The organism is Thalassotalea sp. PP2-459, assembly GCF_001913705.1.
Lineage (GTDB): Bacteria > Pseudomonadota > Gammaproteobacteria > Enterobacterales > Alteromonadaceae > Thalassotalea_C > Thalassotalea_C hakodatensis.
Window position 1 is genome coordinate 119,498 of record NZ_MKQD01000038.1, and the last position, 17,244, is coordinate 136,741.

General features: G+C 39.5%; 14 protein-coding genes and 1 pseudogene. 10 read left to right on the forward strand and 5 right to left on the reverse strand.

Translation table 11 applies throughout. The features are described 5' to 3' along the window. Positions 1 to 52: 52 nt before the first annotated feature. The 3 genes from infB to rimP are packed head-to-tail and all read right to left on the reverse strand — an operon-like array spanning position 53 to position 4,728. Complete coding sequence (gene infB / locus BI291_RS09115; protein ID WP_074498440.1) at positions 53 to 2,713, reverse strand: translation initiation factor IF-2; 2,661 nt, start codon at positions 2,711 to 2,713, stop codon at positions 53 to 55. Between the two features lie 20 nt (positions 2,714 to 2,733). Continuing rightward, positions 2,734 to 4,227 (reverse strand): transcription termination factor NusA, encoded by a 1,494-nt coding sequence (gene nusA / locus BI291_RS09120; RefSeq protein WP_074498441.1) that lies wholly within the window; start codon positions 4,225 to 4,227, stop codon positions 2,734 to 2,736. A gap of 42 nt (positions 4,228 to 4,269) precedes the next feature. Then, entirely contained in the window at positions 4,270 to 4,728 is a 459-nt protein-coding gene (gene rimP, locus BI291_RS09125) for a ribosome maturation factor RimP (protein ID WP_074498442.1), read from the reverse strand. A gap of 537 nt (positions 4,729 to 5,265) precedes the next feature. On the opposite strand from rimP, the gene BI291_RS09130 reads away from it, so the two are divergent. From BI291_RS09130 to nth, 8 genes are all read left to right on the forward strand, one after another. After that, the gene (locus BI291_RS09130; RefSeq protein WP_074498443.1) at positions 5,266 to 7,134 is read left to right on the forward strand and encodes an EAL domain-containing protein; all 1,869 of its coding nucleotides are present in this window, start codon (positions 5,266 to 5,268) and stop codon (positions 7,132 to 7,134) included. A 274-nt stretch (positions 7,135 to 7,408) separates the two neighbouring features. Then, positions 7,409 to 7,990, forward strand: coding sequence for an electron transport complex subunit RsxA (rsxA, locus tag BI291_RS09135; protein WP_074498444.1), 582 nt, complete (start codon positions 7,409 to 7,411; stop codon positions 7,988 to 7,990). Beyond that, complete coding sequence (rsxB, locus tag BI291_RS09140) at positions 7,990 to 8,544, forward strand: electron transport complex subunit RsxB (RefSeq protein ID WP_074498445.1); 555 nt, start codon at positions 7,990 to 7,992, stop codon at positions 8,542 to 8,544. The genes rsxA and rsxB overlap by 1 nt, the downstream gene beginning before the upstream one ends. Positions 8,545 to 8,554: 10 nt before the next feature. Next, positions 8,555 to 10,822: an electron transport complex subunit RsxC gene (rsxC, locus tag BI291_RS09145; protein ID WP_074498446.1), complete on the forward strand. Its 2,268-nt coding sequence runs from the start codon at positions 8,555 to 8,557 to the stop codon at positions 10,820 to 10,822. Positions 10,823 to 10,824: 2 nt separating this feature from the next. Then, a complete protein-coding gene (gene rsxD / locus BI291_RS09150) occupies positions 10,825 to 11,874 on the forward strand; it encodes an electron transport complex subunit RsxD (RefSeq protein WP_074498447.1) in 1,050 nt (349 codons plus the stop codon). Positions 11,875 to 11,883: 9 nt separating this feature from the next. Continuing rightward, the gene (gene rsxG / locus BI291_RS09155; protein ID WP_074498448.1) at positions 11,884 to 12,510 is read left to right on the forward strand and encodes an electron transport complex subunit RsxG; all 627 of its coding nucleotides are present in this window, start codon (positions 11,884 to 11,886) and stop codon (positions 12,508 to 12,510) included. Next, positions 12,510 to 13,214: an electron transport complex subunit E gene (locus BI291_RS09160; protein ID WP_083601983.1), complete on the forward strand. Its 705-nt coding sequence runs from the start codon at positions 12,510 to 12,512 to the stop codon at positions 13,212 to 13,214. The genes rsxG and BI291_RS09160 overlap by 1 nt, the downstream gene beginning before the upstream one ends. A 29-nt stretch (positions 13,215 to 13,243) precedes the next feature. Continuing rightward, positions 13,244 to 13,876 (forward strand): endonuclease III, encoded by a 633-nt coding sequence (gene nth / locus BI291_RS09165; RefSeq protein WP_074498450.1) that lies wholly within the window; start codon positions 13,244 to 13,246, stop codon positions 13,874 to 13,876. A gap of 117 nt (positions 13,877 to 13,993) precedes the next feature. On the opposite strand, the gene BI291_RS09170 is transcribed toward nth, so the two are convergent. Both BI291_RS09170 and BI291_RS09175 read right to left on the reverse strand, forming a co-directional pair. Then, positions 13,994 to 14,815: a DUF4437 domain-containing protein gene (locus BI291_RS09170; protein ID WP_139302592.1), complete on the reverse strand. Its 822-nt coding sequence runs from the start codon at positions 14,813 to 14,815 to the stop codon at positions 13,994 to 13,996. A 65-nt stretch (positions 14,816 to 14,880) separates the two neighbouring features. Beyond that, entirely contained in the window at positions 14,881 to 15,867 is a 987-nt protein-coding gene (locus tag BI291_RS09175) for a zinc-dependent alcohol dehydrogenase family protein (protein ID WP_074498485.1), read from the reverse strand. Positions 15,868 to 15,981: 114 nt separating this feature from the next. On the opposite strand from BI291_RS09175, the gene BI291_RS09180 reads away from it, so the two are divergent. Together BI291_RS09180 and BI291_RS09185 are read left to right on the forward strand one after the other, a co-directional pair. After that, positions 15,982 to 16,875, forward strand: a complete 894-nt coding sequence (locus tag BI291_RS09180; RefSeq protein WP_074498452.1) for a LysR family transcriptional regulator — start codon at positions 15,982 to 15,984, stop codon at positions 16,873 to 16,875. A 119-nt stretch (positions 16,876 to 16,994) separates the two neighbouring features. Further along, positions 16,995 to 17,240: pseudogene (locus tag BI291_RS09185) on the forward strand (endonuclease III); the annotation flags it as partial. Positions 17,241 to 17,244: the final 4 nt, after the last annotated feature.

Below are 17,244 nucleotides of genomic sequence, written 5' to 3' on the forward strand. Positions count from 1 at the left end.
CCCCTTTATTTTAATTCAACTTAAAAATAAAGGGGAACAATATCATTAAACACTACAAGCTACGTTGTACTTCAACGATTTCAAATACTTCGATTTGATCGCCTACTTTAACGTCATTATAGTTTTTAACACCGATACCACACTCAGTACCTTTTCTCACTTCTTGTACGTCATCTTTAAAGCGTCTTAATGATTCAAGCTCACCTTCGTAAATCACAACGTTTTCACGAAGTACACGGATTGGATTATTACGCTTAATAAGACCTTCTGTCACCATACAACCAGCGATTGCACCAATTTTTGGAGATTTAAATACGTCACGTACTTCTGCAAGACCGATAATTTCTTGTTTAAATTCTGGTGCAAGTAAACCGCTCATTGCTTGTTTAACTTCATCAATTAAGTGATAAATTACACTGTAATAGCGTAAATCAACCCCTTCAGTTTCGATGACTTTACGCGCAGAAGCATCAGCACGTACGTTAAAACCAACAACAATCGCATTTGACGCAGCTGCTAATGAAGCGTCAGTTTCGGTAATACCACCAACGCCAGAACCAATGATTTTCACTTTCACTTCTGTTGTTGAAAGCTTAACTAACGCATCAGAAATCGCTTCAAGTGAACCTTGAACGTCAGACTTAAGTACCACGTTAACTTCAGAAACTTCACCTTCAGCCATGTCAGTAAACATGTTTTCAAGTTTCGCTTTTTGCTGACGTGCTAACTTAACATCACGGAATTTTCCTTGACGGTATAACGCAACTTCACGTGCTTTTTTCTCATCTTTAACAACAGTAGCTTCATCACCTGATTGCGGTACACCCGAAAGGCCTAAAATTTCCACCGGAATTGAAGGACCTGCTTCAGTAATTTGACGGCCTAGTTCATCACGCATTGCACGAACACGACCATACTCTAAACCACAAAGCACGATATCACCTTGTTTTAGCGTACCTTCTTGTACAAGAACGGTTGCAACTGGGCCACGACCTTTATCAAGCTTAGATTCAACAACCACACCGCTTGCCATTTTATCAACAACAGCCGTTAACTCTAAGACTTCTGACTGAAGCAATATTGAGTCTAGAAGCTCATCAATACCTAAACCTGTTTTAGCTGATACATGAACAAACTGTACATCACCACCCCAGTCTTCTGGGATAACATCATGTTGAGAAAGTTCAGTTTTCACACGGTCTGGGTCTGCTGATTCTTTATCCATTTTATTCACAGCAATAACAATCGGCGCTTCGGCTGCTTTCGCATGCTGAATAGCTTCAATTGTTTGTGGCATAACACCATCATCGGCAGCAACAACAATAATAACAATATCAGTTGCTTTAGCACCACGAGAACGCATAGCCGTAAAGGCTGCGTGACCAGGGGTATCTAAAAAGGTGATCATGCCACCATCAGTTTCAACGTGGTATGCACCAATATGTTGTGTGATACCGCCCGCTTCGCCTGCTGCAACTTTTGCTTCACGAATGTGGTCAAGTAACGATGTTTTACCATGATCAACGTGACCCATAATGGTAACAACAGGTGCGCGAGTTTGTGCTTCACCTATGTCACCACGATCAGAAAGTACCGCTTCTTCTAGCGCATTCTCTTTCACGAGAACAACATCATGACCCATTTCTTCAGCAACTAGTGCTGCAGTCTCTTGGTCAATCACTTGGTTAATGGTTGCCATAGCGCCCATTTTGAACATTACTTTAACAACTTCTGCGCCTTTAACTGCCATTTTATTAGCAAGCTCGGCTACTGAAAGTGTTTCACCAATACGTACTTCTTTCGTTTTCGCTTCAACAGGTTTTTGGAAACCATGTTTTAAACTTTGCGGAGCAGATAAGGTTTTCTTCTTACCTTTGCCATGTGCTACAGGCTTATCATCTTTTTTCGCTTTTTTCTTCTTGCGACGACGACCCGTTTCTTCCTGAGCATCTACGGCATCTTCTGCTTCTTGCGCATAAACAGATGAAGTAACGTGAACAACATCATTTTCATGTTTTTTACGTTCTTCTTCTTCCGCTTTCCAGCGTGCTTCATTTTCTTCAGCTAGTTTACGTGCGGCTTCAGCTGCTGCTTTTGCTTCAGCTTCGGCTTTATCAGCAGCTTCTTTTTCAGCGGCTTCACGTAATTTACGTGCTTCTTCACTTTCAACAGGTGCTGCGGGTTTGACTTTTTCAATTTGCTCAGCTTTCGCTTTAGTCGCTTCCTTGGCTTTACGTTCAGCTTCGGCTTTCGCCTTTGCCTTCGCTTCAGCTTCGGCTTTCGCTCTTGCTTCTGCTTTCGCTTTTAATTCCGCTTCGGCTCTTGCTTTCGCTTCCGCTTCTTCTTTTGCTCTTGCTTCTGCTAACGCTTTTTCTTCAGCTTCTTTTTCAGCTTGAGCGTGTTGTTCTTCAACATCACTGCGCTTAACATAGGTACGCTTTTTACGCACTTCTACCTGTACTGACTTAGCTTTGCTTCCTGAGCCTAACACTAACGTAGATTTTTTCTTACGGTTTAGTGTCATTTTGCTTGGCTCAGCGCCTGTGTCGTCACCATGCTGTTTACGCAAGTGATCAAGTAATGATTCTTTCTCTTGTTGTGAAATTTCGTCAACCGACGCTTTTTCAATACCAATATCAGATAACTGGCTTACCAATCTTTCGACAGGTGCACCTATTTCTTTGGCAAGTTCTTCTACTGTTACAGATGCCATCTATATAGTTCTCCCGGCGATTATTCTTCGTTAAACCAACAAATATTACGAGCGGCCATAATTAGCTCGCCTGCTGTCTTTTCATCTAGCTCTTCTATATCAGAAATATCATCTACCCCTTGTTCTGCTAAATCTTCAAGCGTAATAACGCCTCGACTTGCGAAAACAAATGCTAGGTGACGATCTAACCCTTCAAGGTTAAGAAGATCTTCTGCTGGTTCTGCATTTTCTAATGATTCTTCACTTGCTAAAGCTTGTGTGGTTAATGCGGCTTTAGCGCGGTCTCTTAACTCTTCAACAATTTCTTCGTTCATGCCGTCTATTTCTAATAACTCAGACGTTGGAACATAGGCAACTTCTTCAAGAGATGTAAAACCTTCTTCAGCTAATAACGTGGCAAAATCTTCATCAATGTCTAATTTCTCAGTGAATAGATTTAACACTTTATCGTTTTCAGCTTGGTGCTTCTCGTTCATATCGTCAACAGTCATCACGTTGAGTTCCCAACCAGTTAAGTTGCTCGCTAAACGTACATTTTGACCATTACGACCAATTGCCATTGCTAAATTACCTTCTTCAACAGCAATATCCATTGTGCGTTTGTCTTCATCAACAATGATCGACGCCACTTCTGCAGGTGCCATTGCGTTGATAACAAACTGAGCAGGGTTATCGTCAAATAAAACGATATCTACACGCTCCCCACCTAATTCTCCAGAAACCGCTTGAACTCGAGATCCTCGCATACCAACACAAGCACCAACAGGATCAATTCGCTTATCATTTGACTTAACAGCGATTTTTGCACGTGAACCTGGATCACGAGCTGCACCACGAATTTCCAGCATTTCTTCACCGATTTCAGGCACTTCAACACGGAATAATTCAATTAGCATTTCTGGTTTCGTACGTGAAACAAATAATTGTGCGCCACGCGCTTCTGGCTTAATTGCATATAATAAGCCTCGAACACGGTCTCCCGGACGAAATACTTCACGCGGTAATAAGTCATCACGGTAAATGACCGCTTCAGCATTATTACCTAGATCAAGAATGACACTGTCACGGTTCGCTTTTTTAACAACCCCTGTTATTAACTCACCAACTTGATCTTGATATGAATCAACAATCAAAGCACGCTCAGCTTCACGTACCTTTTGAACAATAACTTGCTTTGCAGTTTGTGTAGTAATACGGTCGAATGTAATTGACTCGATCTGTTCTTCAACGTAGTCGCCTAGTTGAATTTCGGGTTCATCATACTGGGCTGCAGATAAGCTCATTTCAGCGTATGGATTTTCCGCTTCTTGATTATCTTCAATTACCAACCAGCGTCTAAACGTATCAAATTCACCCGATTTACGATCGATAGCAACTCGAACAACAATATCACCTTCATATTTTTTCTTCGTTGCAGTTTCTAGCGCAGTTTCCATTGCCTCAAAAATGCTCTCACGAGGTAATGCTTTTTCATTAGAAACGGCATCTACAACTAGTAATACTTCCTTACTCATGCTTTTTAGCCTATATGTTAATCGTTATCGTTTAAATTGTTGTTAATCAAATCGCGGCACTAAGTTACCTTTATCAATATTACTATAGATAATGTCATAACTCTCACCGTCTACTACAACAACCAAAGTGTCATTCTCAATTTTTTCCAATATGCCTTTGAATTTTCTGCGTCCGTTTAGTGGCATATTTAACTTAATATTTACGGTTTCACCGACTATCGCTTGATAATGAGCCAATGAAAATAATGGACGATCGAGGCCTGGAGAAGAAACCTCAAGGCTATATTCAGTGCTAATGGGATCTTCTACATCTAATATAGCGCCAACTGAATGACTGACTTCCGCACAATCATCAACAACAATGCCATTTTCGTGATCAATGAACACACGAAGTACAGAGTGTTTCCCTGCACTTACAAACTCAACTCCCAGAAGCTCTTTGCCTACTGCTTCTACTGCTGGGCGTAACATTTCTGTTAAGTTGTCTTCAAATTTAGCCAATCAACTTCTCCAATTTCTTTTCATCCAGATATAAAAAAAGGGCTTAAAGCCCAGCGATAAATCATGCTGTATTATATCTTACAACAGATATAAAAAAACCCCATATAGGGGCCATATTCACCGAAGCCCGCTATTGTTAACACTACGGTTAACTAACATATCAATAACGACAATGGATAACGCCATTATTCGCCTTCAGTGATTGATATGTCAAAAAGACGGACAGATTATATAGATATAGCGATGGTTTCGCAAGTGACTTATCAGCTAAACTACGATAAAACGCTATTATCCTAAAGAAGAGAAATTGATTTTATGCAATCTAAGGTACACAATAAGAATTAGTGGAATAAATTAATGGAATTACAATGCGTTAGTATTGTTAAGTTTTTCGTGTTATAACGATGAACATAATAATAATTTTTCAGCTAACCAGTTGTCTTTTACAAAGTTATTTTAACACTTCGGTGGTGTTTTAGCGGTTAACTCATGATTGCAAAACTGGCGAGCATATAGCTGTTATATTTAAGGGTTAAAATGTTTACGTTTTCTCAGATTATTTCTCGCAATATTGTTTATGCGTTACTGTTTAATATTATCGTATTGGCAGTGACTTTTTTTATCGCGAAACAACAAGTAGCAGAAAAGCAGCATCAACACGGCGTCACACTTTCTGTTTTATTTAAACAATCGTCTGAAACAACCTTTGAGCAAGTTGCACAATCTTTACTTCGTAATCAACAACTTTCTTTCTTAAAAATAACCAATAATGAAGGCGTTATTTTTCAGCATTCAGCATCATTATCTTGGCTTGATAAGCTTTTGGCAAGCCAATATGAAACAATAGCAGTTCAAAACAATCAATATCGCATCGAATATGCTGTAAACCCTCAATCTGAAACCAAGATTTTTTTTAGCTTTGCCTTAATTTTATTGATCAGCTCATTTTTGCTAGCACTTATCGCGGGAAAATTAAGTATCAATCGCTATGGTGAAATAATTCAGCGTATTAATAAACAAATCAATCAAGACTTAAATCACGCGATAGGCAACACAGAAGTACAAGAACAAACCATAAAGTTTGACTTACCTGAACTAGATGCGGGCATTGATGAAATTAAAAAGCAAATATCTACTCACATAGACGATACTAAAGCATTAGAAAGTGATGCCTACATTGATCGCATTACTCAGCTCGAAAACCGTAATCGCTTTGTTCAGTACTTTGAATTAGAACACCAACATATAGAATTTGGTGTACTCACTATTACCCGTTGCAGTGAGCTACAAACCATAAACCAAATTCATGGTTATCATGAGGGTGATAATTACATCGCGAAAGTTGCTGAAATTATTAAAAATAGCCTTTCAAGTTATAAAGGGGCAAAGATTTTTAGGCTTAACAGTTCTGATTTTTCTTGTATTTTACCAAATACCACGATGAGAGAAGCTGAAAATTTTGCTGACAATATTTCCAGTAAATTTAATGACTTTCAACTATCTTCAGACTTAGACTCTGTCGCATACACTGGCTTGGTTTCATTTACTCAAGATAACCCCCTAGGCGAACTTTTAGCGTTAGCAGATACAGCAATTAGTGTTGCCCAAACACAACAAATTAATGCTTGGCATGCACAAACAGATACCAACATTTTAAGCAGCGATAGCGCCAGTTATGGCAACCAAAATTGGCGTCAAGAAATAGAAAGTGTACTTGAAAACCAGCGGGTAACCCTACTCGTTCAACCCATTAAACCTAATACTCGAACCACTAAGGTTTATGGTGAATTTCTAGCACGGTTTCTCAACTCTTCTAATGAAATGCTGCCAACGGCTTCGTTTATCGCAATGGCTGAAAAGCTAGATAAGATAGTAGAAGTAGATCGGATGATCATAGAACAAGCAATCACTTTGATTGGGAAAAAGAATCTTGTTGACCAAAATTTTGGCATAAACATAAGCCCTAGAAGTATTAGCGATGAACATTTTTTAATTTGGTTAGAAAGACGCTTATTACGCGACCCTAAAATCAGTGCAAGTTTAGTCTTTGAAATTAGTGAATTTGGCTTACAGCAAAATATTAAAACAAGTAAGCGTTTTATCGACTTGTTGCATCGCACAGGTGCCAGAGTGACTGTAGAGCGCTTTGGTGTTGGCTTAACCTCGTTTAAATTTTTCCGAGATTTAAAACCAGACTTCATTAAAATGGACAGTACCTATACTCGCGATATTGATGAAGACAAAAACAATCAATATTTCCTTCGATTAATGATAGATTTAGCGCATCGATTAAGCATTACAGTGTTAGCAGAAAGTGTAGAGAGTCAAGAAGAAAAATTTACCTTAGAAAAATTATTTATTGATGGCTGTCAAGGTTACTACATAGGTAAACCAGAGAAGATTTAGGTGGGTTAATTTTTACCATGCGTTTTAACAGCGTTTTCTGAATATGAATAAAAGTCATATCACAAAGAGAACACCCTACTATGGCGTTCTCTAATGCATTATATTTTTGCTTAGCAAAGGGCAAAAACCTTGTGAAAAATCGGTCGCTTGGTAATAAAGCTAGCACATCGTCAAAAATTGTTGCACTTGCAACATAACTTTTTACATCGAGCTGTTGTTATCTTTGATAGAAAATCGGATAATACCCTCAATTTTTAAGAACTCCGCATAAAAAATGACTGACTACTTTTTATTATTAGTGGGCACGGTTTTAGTCAATAACTTCGTGCTCGTGAAGTTTCTTGGCCTCTGCCCTTTTATGGGAGTGTCCTCAAAAACTGAAACCGCAATCGGCATGTGTTACGCCACTACATTCGTAATGACGTTAGCATCGCTAATTAGTTATTTAGTGCAAACCTATGTGTTAGAACCATTATCACTACAGTATTTAACTACCATGACGTTTATTTTAGTCATCGCTGTAGTGGTGCAATTTACTGAAATGGTTGTTCAAAAAACCAGTGCCAACCTTTATCGTTCACTTGGCATATTTCTTCCTTTGATTACTACCAATTGTGCGGTACTTGGTGTTGCTTTATTAAACATGTATGAAAGCCATAACTTTATTGAATCGATTGTTTATGGTTTCAGTGCAGCACTCGGGTTTTCTTTGGTACTGGTCATGTTTTCCGCCATGCGTGAAAAACTTGCAAATGCAGATATACCAAAGCCTTTTAAAGGCTCAGCTATTGCGATGATCACCGCAGGATTGATGTCGCTTGCCTTTATGGGGTTCAGTGGCTTGGTGAAATTTTAATGACCGCTCTTATCGCTATTTTAATTCTCGGGTTGATCGGATTAGCATTCGGTGCGCTACTTGGCTATGCCTCAATCAAATTTAAAGTTGAGGGAGATCCTCTTGCTCAACAGATAGACGAATTACTACCGCAAACACAATGTGGGCAATGTGGTTATCCTGGCTGTAAACCTTATGCTGAAGCAGTTGCCAATGGCGAAGCTATCAATAAATGTGCCCCTGGTGGTGATGAAACCATTAAAAAAATTGCCGACTTAATGGGCGTAGAACCTATCGCGATGGACGAAAGTCATGAGGCAGATAACACACCTAAAGTCGCTTTTATTATTGAAGAAGACTGTATTGGTTGCACCAAGTGTATTCAAGCATGCCCTGTAGATGCCATTATCGGTGCAACAAAACAAATGCATACCATCATCATAGATGAATGTACTGGTTGTGATTTATGTGTTGCCCCCTGCCCAGTAGATTGTATTGAAATGCGTCCTATCGAAAAAACGACACGAAACTGGCAATGGGACTTAGAAAGTATTCCCGTAACAGAAGTTAAGTAAAGAGGTTGATTTGGAATCTGTAATTGAACGTATAGAACGCGGCCAATTTTGGCAGTTTCATGGTGGCATTCACCCACCAGAAATGAAGTTCTTAACCAATGAGAAACCAATCAGAAGCTTGCCTTTACCCGAAAAGCTAGTTATTCCTGTTCAACAACATATTGGTGAACCCGGCGACTTACTAGTCGCTGTAGGTGATACTGTATTAAAAGGCCAAGCATTAACAAAAGCTTCTGCGCCACTTATGGTGCCCGTTCATGCGCCTACCAGTGGCAAAATAACCAACATCAATCTTCACGTTATCGCTCATCCATCAGGACTGAGTGAACTATGTGTCACCCTTGTTCCTGACGGTGAAGATAAATGGCGAGATCGCCACATCACTAAAAACTTTCATGAATTATCAAAAGATACATTAATTGAAAAAATCGCTGATGCAGGTATTTCAGGCATGGGTGGAGCAGGTTTTCCAACGCATGTGAAGGTAAATACTCAAGCACAAATAAATTACCTTATTATTAATGCAGCCGAATGTGAGCCATACATTACAGCTGATGATTTATTAGTAAGAGAAAACGCCGGTACTATTTTAGATGGCATTAACATTCTTGATAAAATACTTGAGCCTGCTTTTATTTTAATTGGTATAGAAGACAATAAACCTTTAGCAATAGAAGCGTTGCGTCGTCAAACTCAAGATATCGATAAAATAAAAGTGTGTGTATTGCCAACACAATATCCTATGGGCGGCGAAAAACAACTTATTCAAGCACTTACAGGTCAAGAAGTTGCTTCAGGTGTATTACCAAGCGCATTAGGTATTGTCATGCAAAATATTGCAACATGTTTTGCTATTGCTGAAGCGGTTATTTCCGATACCCCACTGATAAAACGTGTTATTACTGTTAGTGGCCAAGCACTTTCAAAACCACAAAATGTGTGGGCACTATTAGGCACACCCGTTTCGTTTTTACTTAAACAGTGTGGCTACCCTGAACAAGCTAAAAAACACATCATTATGGGTGGGCCAATGATGGGGTTTAGCTTAGCGAGTGATGAGATCCCCGTTGTAAAAACAACAAACTGTCTGCTAGCCCCAAGCGAAAAAGAAATTCCTGATGATAATATTGAGGTTGAGTGTATTCGCTGTGGACAATGTGCTGACGCTTGTCCTGCACAACTATTACCTCAGGAGCTACAGTGGAGTGCCAAAGCCCAAGATTACGACCAACTCAATAAATTAAACCTGTTTGATTGTATTGAATGTGGCGCTTGCGCTTATGTCTGTCCAAGCCATATCCCACTGGTTCATTATTATCGTGTCGCAAAAGCGGAAATTAGAGAGCAAAAGTTACTTGATATTAAAGCCGAAAAGGCAAAACAACGGTTTGAAGCTCGTAAGGCTAGGCTTGAAAGAGATAAAAGAATTCGCGAAGAAAAACACAAAAAAGCTGCAGAAGCTCGTAAAGCAAGAATGAATTCCGGCACAAAAGAAGCAAACAAAGAAAAATCAGCGGTTGCAGCTGCCCTAGCTCGTGTTCAAGCAAAAAAACAACAAAGCGCATCAAACAACGAACAAAGTGAAACAAGTGATAATGAAAAATCACCTGTAGCAGCAGCTATTGCACGCGCTAAAGCTAAAAAAGCTGCAAAACAAAACACGACGGAACAAGCACCTAACGCGGGTGAGAACAAAAGTTCACGGGTTGCAGCTGCCGTAGCTAAAGCGAAAGCAAAAAAAATGCAAAACAGTACAAATAGTACTGATATAAAAACGTCTGATAGTATTAGGCCCGAAAACAAACAAACAGAAGAAACAACAGAACAACCCACGTCCTCAACTCAACCAGAAAATGATAAAAAAGCACGGATAGCCGCTGCCGTTGCTAAAGCGAAAGCAAAAAAAGCACAAACTAGTGCTCATACTAAAGGTGATGAGCCTGAGGGCCATAGTAAAGACAACACGCAAAAAACAGAATCGGTCGACACAACAGAACAATCATCAACGTCAAATCAAGCTGAAAATGATAAAAAAACGCGTATAGCCGCTGCGGTAGCCAAAGCCAAAGCAAAAAAAGCGCAAAACAATACGCATGCTAGTAAAGTTGATGCGCTAGATAGTAATAGTAAAGACAATACTCAAAAATCAGAATCAGTAGATACAACGGAGCAAACTTCTGTTTCAGCTGAAACAGATAACGATAAAAAAGCACGTATAGCGGCTGCCGTTGCAAAAGCTAAAGCAAAAAAACAACAAAAGAACAGCAAGGCTAAATAAGAATGGCTTATTGGATCGCAAGTTCACCCCATGATCATCAGCAAAGCAAAACCTCTGCGCTAATGCGCTTGGTTATCTATGCAACAATACCGGGCATATTTGCTCAATGGTACTTCTTCGGCTGGGGAAATATAATTCATATCTCAATTGCCATTACCACTGCGTTGGTTAGTGAGTTTTTTATTTTATCGTTAAGAGAAAAAAATATTCGCAGCCAACTTTTTGATGGTAGCGCGATTCTCACTGCGATTTTACTGGGAATAAGTCTGCCAGCATTAGCACCCTGGTGGATTTCAGTTTTAGGTAGTTTGTTTGCTATCGCCATAGTAAAACAACTCTATGGTGGATTAGGACATAACGTATTTAACCCCGCCATGGCCGCGTATGTCATGTTGCTTATCTCTTTTCCCGTACAAATGACATCATGGCAACCGCCTTTATCTTTAATGGCTTTAGAACTCGACTTTTATAATACCGTGTCAGTTATTTTTACGAATTACACCCAACAAGGCTATTCGGTTGAACAACTTCAAATGCATGTAGATGGCTTTACCATGGCAACGCCACTAGACACATTAAAAACCAGTATTACGTTGGGGAAAACGGTTGAAGAAGGTTTGCAAGCACCTGTGATTGGCGAACACTTTGGCGTTGGCTGGCAGTGGATCAACGCAGCTTTTCTTGCTGGTGGTTTACTACTTATCGCTAAACGTGCTATTTCTTGGATCACACCCGTTAGCTTTTTATTCACTTTATTTCTTTGTACTTTTATCGCATTTTTATTAAGCCCAGACACCAACGCCTCTACTATGTTCCACTGGTTAAATGGTGCAACCATGTTAGGCGCTTTCTTCATTCTAACCGATCCAGTATCAGGTGCCACCAGCACAAAAGGAAGAATAATATTTGCCGTGCTTGCAGGGTTCCTCGTATTCGTTATACGAAAATTTGGCGGTTATCCTGATGCTGTCGCGTTTTCAGTATTACTTTGTAATATGGCAGCACCACTGATAGACCAATATACGCGACCAAGAACATATGGGCATAAATAGGAATTCATGATGAGAAAAGCAATTGAAAAAAATGCTAAATTACTTGCCATATTTGCTATCGCTTGTACCGCCCTTGTAGCATTTGTCGACTTTTTAACAAAAGATACTATCGCTCGGCAACAACAACAAAATTTGATCAAAAGCCTAGCGGAAGTTGTTGATCCAAGCTCGCACACTAACAATATGAGTGAGTCATGCATTTTATTAAATGATGAATCAATAGGCGAAACACCTCAAAAAACCTATTTAGGTTATTACAACGAACAACCTTCAGCGATCGCAATGACTATCACCGCCCCTGATGGTTATAATGGTAATATCACCTTATTAGTAGGTATAAATATTGAAGGCACTATAACAGGCCTTCGCACATTATCTCATCAAGAAACGCCAGGGCTAGGTGATAAAATAGAAAAACGAAAAAGCAACTGGGTTTTAAGTTTTAACGGCAGATCTCTAGAAAGTGAAGATGACCCTCAATGGGCGGTAAAAAAAGACGGTGGTACATTTGATCAGTTTACTGGTGCGACTATTACGCCAAGAGCCATTGTTAATGCCAGCAAACGCGCTATTATTTACTTTAAGAAACATAAAGACACTATTTTTGACCAACAAAAATCATGTCAGGAAAACTAATGAATATTCCACAAGAATACAAAGAGTTAACATGGCAAGGCCTTTGGAAAAACAACCCAGGGTTGGTGCAACTACTAGGGCTTTGTCCACTACTTGCGGTTACTTCAACGGTTGTGAATGCGCTTGGGTTAGGCTTAGCAACGCTATTTGTTTTAATGTGCTCTAATGCAACCGTATCATTAATTCAAAAATGGGTACCTAAAGAAATACGAATCCCTATTTTTGTCTTGATCATTGCAGCATTTGTAACCTGCGTACAATTACTGATGAATGCCTTTGCTTTTTCGCTCTATGAATCATTAGGCATATTCCTGCCGTTAATTGTTACCAATTGCGCTATTATTGGTCGTGCAGAAGCATATGCATCAAAAAATCCAGTAAAACAGGCTACATTTGATGGTTTTATGATGGGTATGGGCTTTCTTTTTGTATTGTTAGCACTTGGCGCTGTTAGAGAAGTACTTGGTCAAGGGACACTGTTTGATGGTGCTGACTTACTACTTGGCAATTGGGCGAGTAATTTACGCATTGAAATTTTCGCGCTAGACAATCAGTTTTTGCTCGCCATACTACCTCCTGGAGCATTCATCGCAATGGGCTTTTTAATTGCTGCAAAAAATATAATAGACACCAAAATTGCAGAAAAACAACCCAAAGTACAAGAAGAACATATTGAACGTGTTCGCGTGAATTTCGATAGCTAATTTAACGACATAGCCACATTATTATAAAAATGAATAAAGAAAAACGTTTAGAAATACTTACACGTCTTCGCGATGATAACCCACAGCCAACAACTGAGCTGAACTTTACCACACCGTTTGAGTTATTGATTGCGGTACTTCTTTCCGCACAAGCAACAGATGTTGGCGTAAATAAGGCCACCGCAAAGTTATACCCTGTTGCTAATACTCCACAAGCGATACTAGATTTAGGAATAGACGGTTTAAAGTCTTATATCAAGACTATCGGTTTATTTAATACTAAAGCAGAAAACACCTTGAAAACCTGTCGTATGCTAGTTGAACTTCATGGTGGACAAGTACCTGAAAATCGTGCCGCGTTAGAAGCACTACCTGGTGTAGGCAGAAAAACGGCTAATGTTGTGTTAAACACAGCCTTTGGCTGGCCGACAATAGCTGTAGACACGCATATTTTTCGTGTTTCAAACCGCACTAAATTGGCCATGGGTAAAAACGTTGATCTAGTAGAGCAAAAGCTTCTAAAAGTGGTACCGGAAGAATTTAAAGTCGATGTGCATCACTGGTTAATTCTTCACGGCCGCTATACCTGTGTTGCACGTAAACCCAAATGCGGCTCTTGCATTATAGAAGATTTGTGTGAGTTTAAAGAGAAAACGGAATAACCTTATACTTAAATGACTGTGGATTTTGTTATTTTATTGATAGGTAATTTCAACAAGACGTATATTATGTAGCGACTTAAACTGAATTGTCGCTACATAATATACGACGTTGCTTTTTTACATTACTTGATACTTCGCATTTGTTCGAATGTATATGGTGACTTCTTGGTCAGTCGGGTTAGTAATGTTGTGGCTAAAATCACCTGTTGACTCAATATAACTGCCTGCAGCTAAATTTTTTACATCACTTTTTTGATTAGATCGATATTTAATTTCGCCTGAAATTACTACCATCCTGAACTCACTAGCTTGGCTATAAATAGTGCCGTCATAGCCTACGGGTAATTTAACCATCGAGCCCCCTATTGTCGAATTTCTATCCCAAAGAAAACTAGACTTCACCCCTTTTGCTTTGATGTCATGTAGGTCATGATTATTTAGCCAAACGATGTTGTCGCGATGCAGGTTTAAAGGACGCTCGCCATTATCGAATTTTTCAGCTGATGGTTGAACAAGGTACGGGCCTGAATCTATTTCTAAATAAATTAAATTACTCTCTCCATTAGCCGCGGTGATATGATCTTCGCCAGCAGGTTGTGTCCAGAAAGAGCCTGAAGGCAGCAACATTTTCTCGGCACTTGGATCATCATTATGCATTAAGCCATCAATTACTACACCACGATAAGTAATGTTGTGAATGTGAGGAGGCGATTCAAAACCTTTTTTGAAGCGAACTAACATACCAGTAGCGGTATCTTTAGTTCGATCGCCCCAAAGATTGGCAGCACCGGGGCTAAGTTCGCCTCTCAATGGATTTAAGTAGCCCCAAGTAATATCGTCCGCAGAAACTACTTTTGAATTTATGTCTGAAGCAAACGTATTAAAAGATATTAATATTGCTGCTATCGAAAGAGTTGACGTCTTAATTGAAAATTTCATAATCTTTCCCATATTAATCTGTGCTTAAAAGCTAAAGGCAAGTACTTCAAAAATAACTAATCGCATTAAATGCTGATCACCACTTTCCCTAAGGCTTTGCCGCTGGCTAAACGCTCATGTGCTTTACCCGTTTGTTCTAATGAGAACATTTCATTATCTAAAACGGGGGTTAATTCACCTGCTTCAACAATCTGCGATAATTCATTTAAAATTTTCCCATGTTCTTCTCGTTTAATATTATGTAGCATGGGTATTAACATAAAGACGACATGTAATGATAATCCTTTAAAATGGGCCAATGACAAATCCATGTTTACCATAGCTACTGTTGAAGCAACTTGACCATTTAGCGCCGCTGCTTCAAATGAATTAGCCATGTTTTCTCCTCCTACAGAGTCAAAAACAACATCAAATCCCGCACCCTCTGTATATTTGGCAACATAGTCTGCGACTGTTTCCGTTTTATAATTAATAGGATAAGCGCCAAGCTTCTCAATTAATGCAAGCTGATTATCACCACCACCTGTAGAATAAACTTCTGCACCAAAATATTTGGCAAGTTGTAGGGCAACGTGACCAACACCGCCTGAGCCTCCATGTACCAATACCTTCTGCCCTTCACTAATACCTGCCCGCATCAAACCTTCATAAGCGGTAATAGCGACTAATGGCAATGCAGCGGCTTCTCGCATCGATAAATTTTGGGGTTTAAGGGCAATCAATTTTGCATCAGCGACCATGTACTCAGCCAATGTTCCTTGAAGGTCAGCCAAGCCACCTGCGCAACCATAAACTTCATCACCAATTTTGTAATCAGTTACACCTTCACCGACTTCTTCTACAGTACCAGCAAAGTCCATCCCTAAAACAGCAGGTAATGCTGGTGCAATTGGTAAGTCATCACCCATTGCTCTGATCATGGTATCTACTGTATTAACGCTTGTTGCTGCAACTTTTATTAAAACATGCCCAGCTTTTACTTGAGGTTTAGTAATTTTGCTAGCTTCAAATACATTCTCGCTACCAAAACTGTTTACTATCATTGCTTTCATTGATGTGTTCATTCTAATTTATCCCTAGTAGTTGATGGAGAAAGTATATCCACTAGAAAACATATTGATAATAGAGCACAATAAGGAATCACTTTTTAGTTTTAATTGATAATAATGAATATTGACCATCTAAAGCTGTTTATTAGAATTGCTGCAACTCATAACATTAGTATGGCTGGACATGAGTTAGGTTTATCTCCTGCCGTTGCGAGTGCACATATTAATAAACTAGAAGATGGACTGGGTGTTAGGCTAATTCACCGAACTACCCGAAAAGTATCATTAACCGAGGAAGGAAAAGCCTTTCTACCGCATGCAGAAGATGTAGTGGCTAGTGTTGGTGCGGCTCGCGCATCGGTAGGGGCAGGCAGCATTTCTCCAATTGGAACTTTACGTGTTGCTGCACCTGCATCTTTTGGGCGGATGCATTTATTACCCGCATTGAATGACTTTTTCGTGCGTTATCCCGATTTAACCATTGATTTGAAACTTTCAGATACTATTATCGACTTAGTTGAAGGCGGCTTTGATATTGCCATTCGTAACTCAGCACTGAAAGACTCAAGTTTAATTGCTCGAAAGCTAGCACCGGATAACCGAATATTGTGTGCTTCGCCAAATTATTTAGCAAAATACGGTGAACCAAAGTCCCCAGACGAATTAATTTTTCATCAATGTATTACCCTAATGGGTCTCGAAAATTGGTCTTTTCAAACAGAAAAAGGTCAATTCAATATTAAGGTCAAAGGAAAGTTTCGCACTGATAATGGAGAGGCTGTGCGTGATGCCTGCACCAATGGCTTAGGTATTACCATCAATTCTAGGTGGAGTGCTTACCAAAAGATTAAAAGTGGTGAGTTAGTCCAAATATTAAAAGACTATCCGCTGGTTTCAAATACGGCAATTTGGGCTATTTACCCAAGTTCAAGGCTGTTAGCACCCAAAGTAAGGGCCTTTATTGATTACTTTTCAGAGCAGTTTGGTGACACACCCTATTGGGAAACATAACCATTAGTTTCTTTAGCCACGATGGTAATATAGCTTCCCATTAAAAGTAACTTATGATTTAAACCAAACGGCTATTATTGCTACTTTCAGAAGTCCATTTATATCTACTTTGATTACCCTTTGGCTGGCCGACCATAACGGTAGACACGCACATATTTAGAGTCTCAAATCGCACCAAACTCGTGATGGGCAAAAACGTTATTCTAGTAGAACAAAAGCTTCTAAAAGTGGTACCAGCCGAATTTAAAGTCTATGTACATCACTGGCTTATACTGCATGGTCGTTATACTTGTGTTGCCCGCAAGCCACGCTGTGGTTCGTGTATCATTGAAGACTTGTGTGAGTTTAAGGATAAGACGGAATAGTTGA

What these genes read in the sequence shown, in the direction of transcription:
- rsxB (WP_074498445.1), top strand. Translation starts at nt 7,990, where the DNA reads ATGACCGCTCTTATCGCTATTTTAATTCTCGGGTTGATCGGATTAGCA.
- rsxG (WP_074498448.1), top strand. Translation starts at nt 11,884, where the DNA reads ATGAGAAAAGCAATTGAAAAAAATGCTAAATTACTTGCCATATTTGCT.
- BI291_RS09170 (WP_139302592.1), bottom strand. Translation starts at nt 14,815, where the DNA reads ATGAAATTTTCAATTAAGACGTCAACTCTTTCGATAGCAGCAATATTA.
- BI291_RS09130 (WP_074498443.1), top strand. Translation starts at nt 5,266, where the DNA reads ATGTTTACGTTTTCTCAGATTATTTCTCGCAATATTGTTTATGCGTTA.
- nth (WP_074498450.1), top strand. Translation starts at nt 13,244, where the DNA reads ATGAATAAAGAAAAACGTTTAGAAATACTTACACGTCTTCGCGATGAT.
- nusA (WP_074498441.1), bottom strand. Translation starts at nt 4,227, where the DNA reads ATGAGTAAGGAAGTATTACTAGTTGTAGATGCCGTTTCTAATGAAAAA.
- rsxA (WP_074498444.1), top strand. Translation starts at nt 7,409, where the DNA reads ATGACTGACTACTTTTTATTATTAGTGGGCACGGTTTTAGTCAATAAC.
- infB (WP_074498440.1), bottom strand. Translation starts at nt 2,713, where the DNA reads ATGGCATCTGTAACAGTAGAAGAACTTGCCAAAGAAATAGGTGCACCT.
- BI291_RS09160 (WP_083601983.1), top strand. Translation starts at nt 12,510, where the DNA reads ATGAATATTCCACAAGAATACAAAGAGTTAACATGGCAAGGCCTTTGG.
- BI291_RS09180 (WP_074498452.1), top strand. Translation starts at nt 15,982, where the DNA reads ATGAATATTGACCATCTAAAGCTGTTTATTAGAATTGCTGCAACTCAT.
- BI291_RS09175 (WP_074498485.1), bottom strand. Translation starts at nt 15,867, where the DNA reads ATGAAAGCAATGATAGTAAACAGTTTTGGTAGCGAGAATGTATTTGAA.
- rsxD (WP_074498447.1), top strand. Translation starts at nt 10,825, where the DNA reads ATGGCTTATTGGATCGCAAGTTCACCCCATGATCATCAGCAAAGCAAA.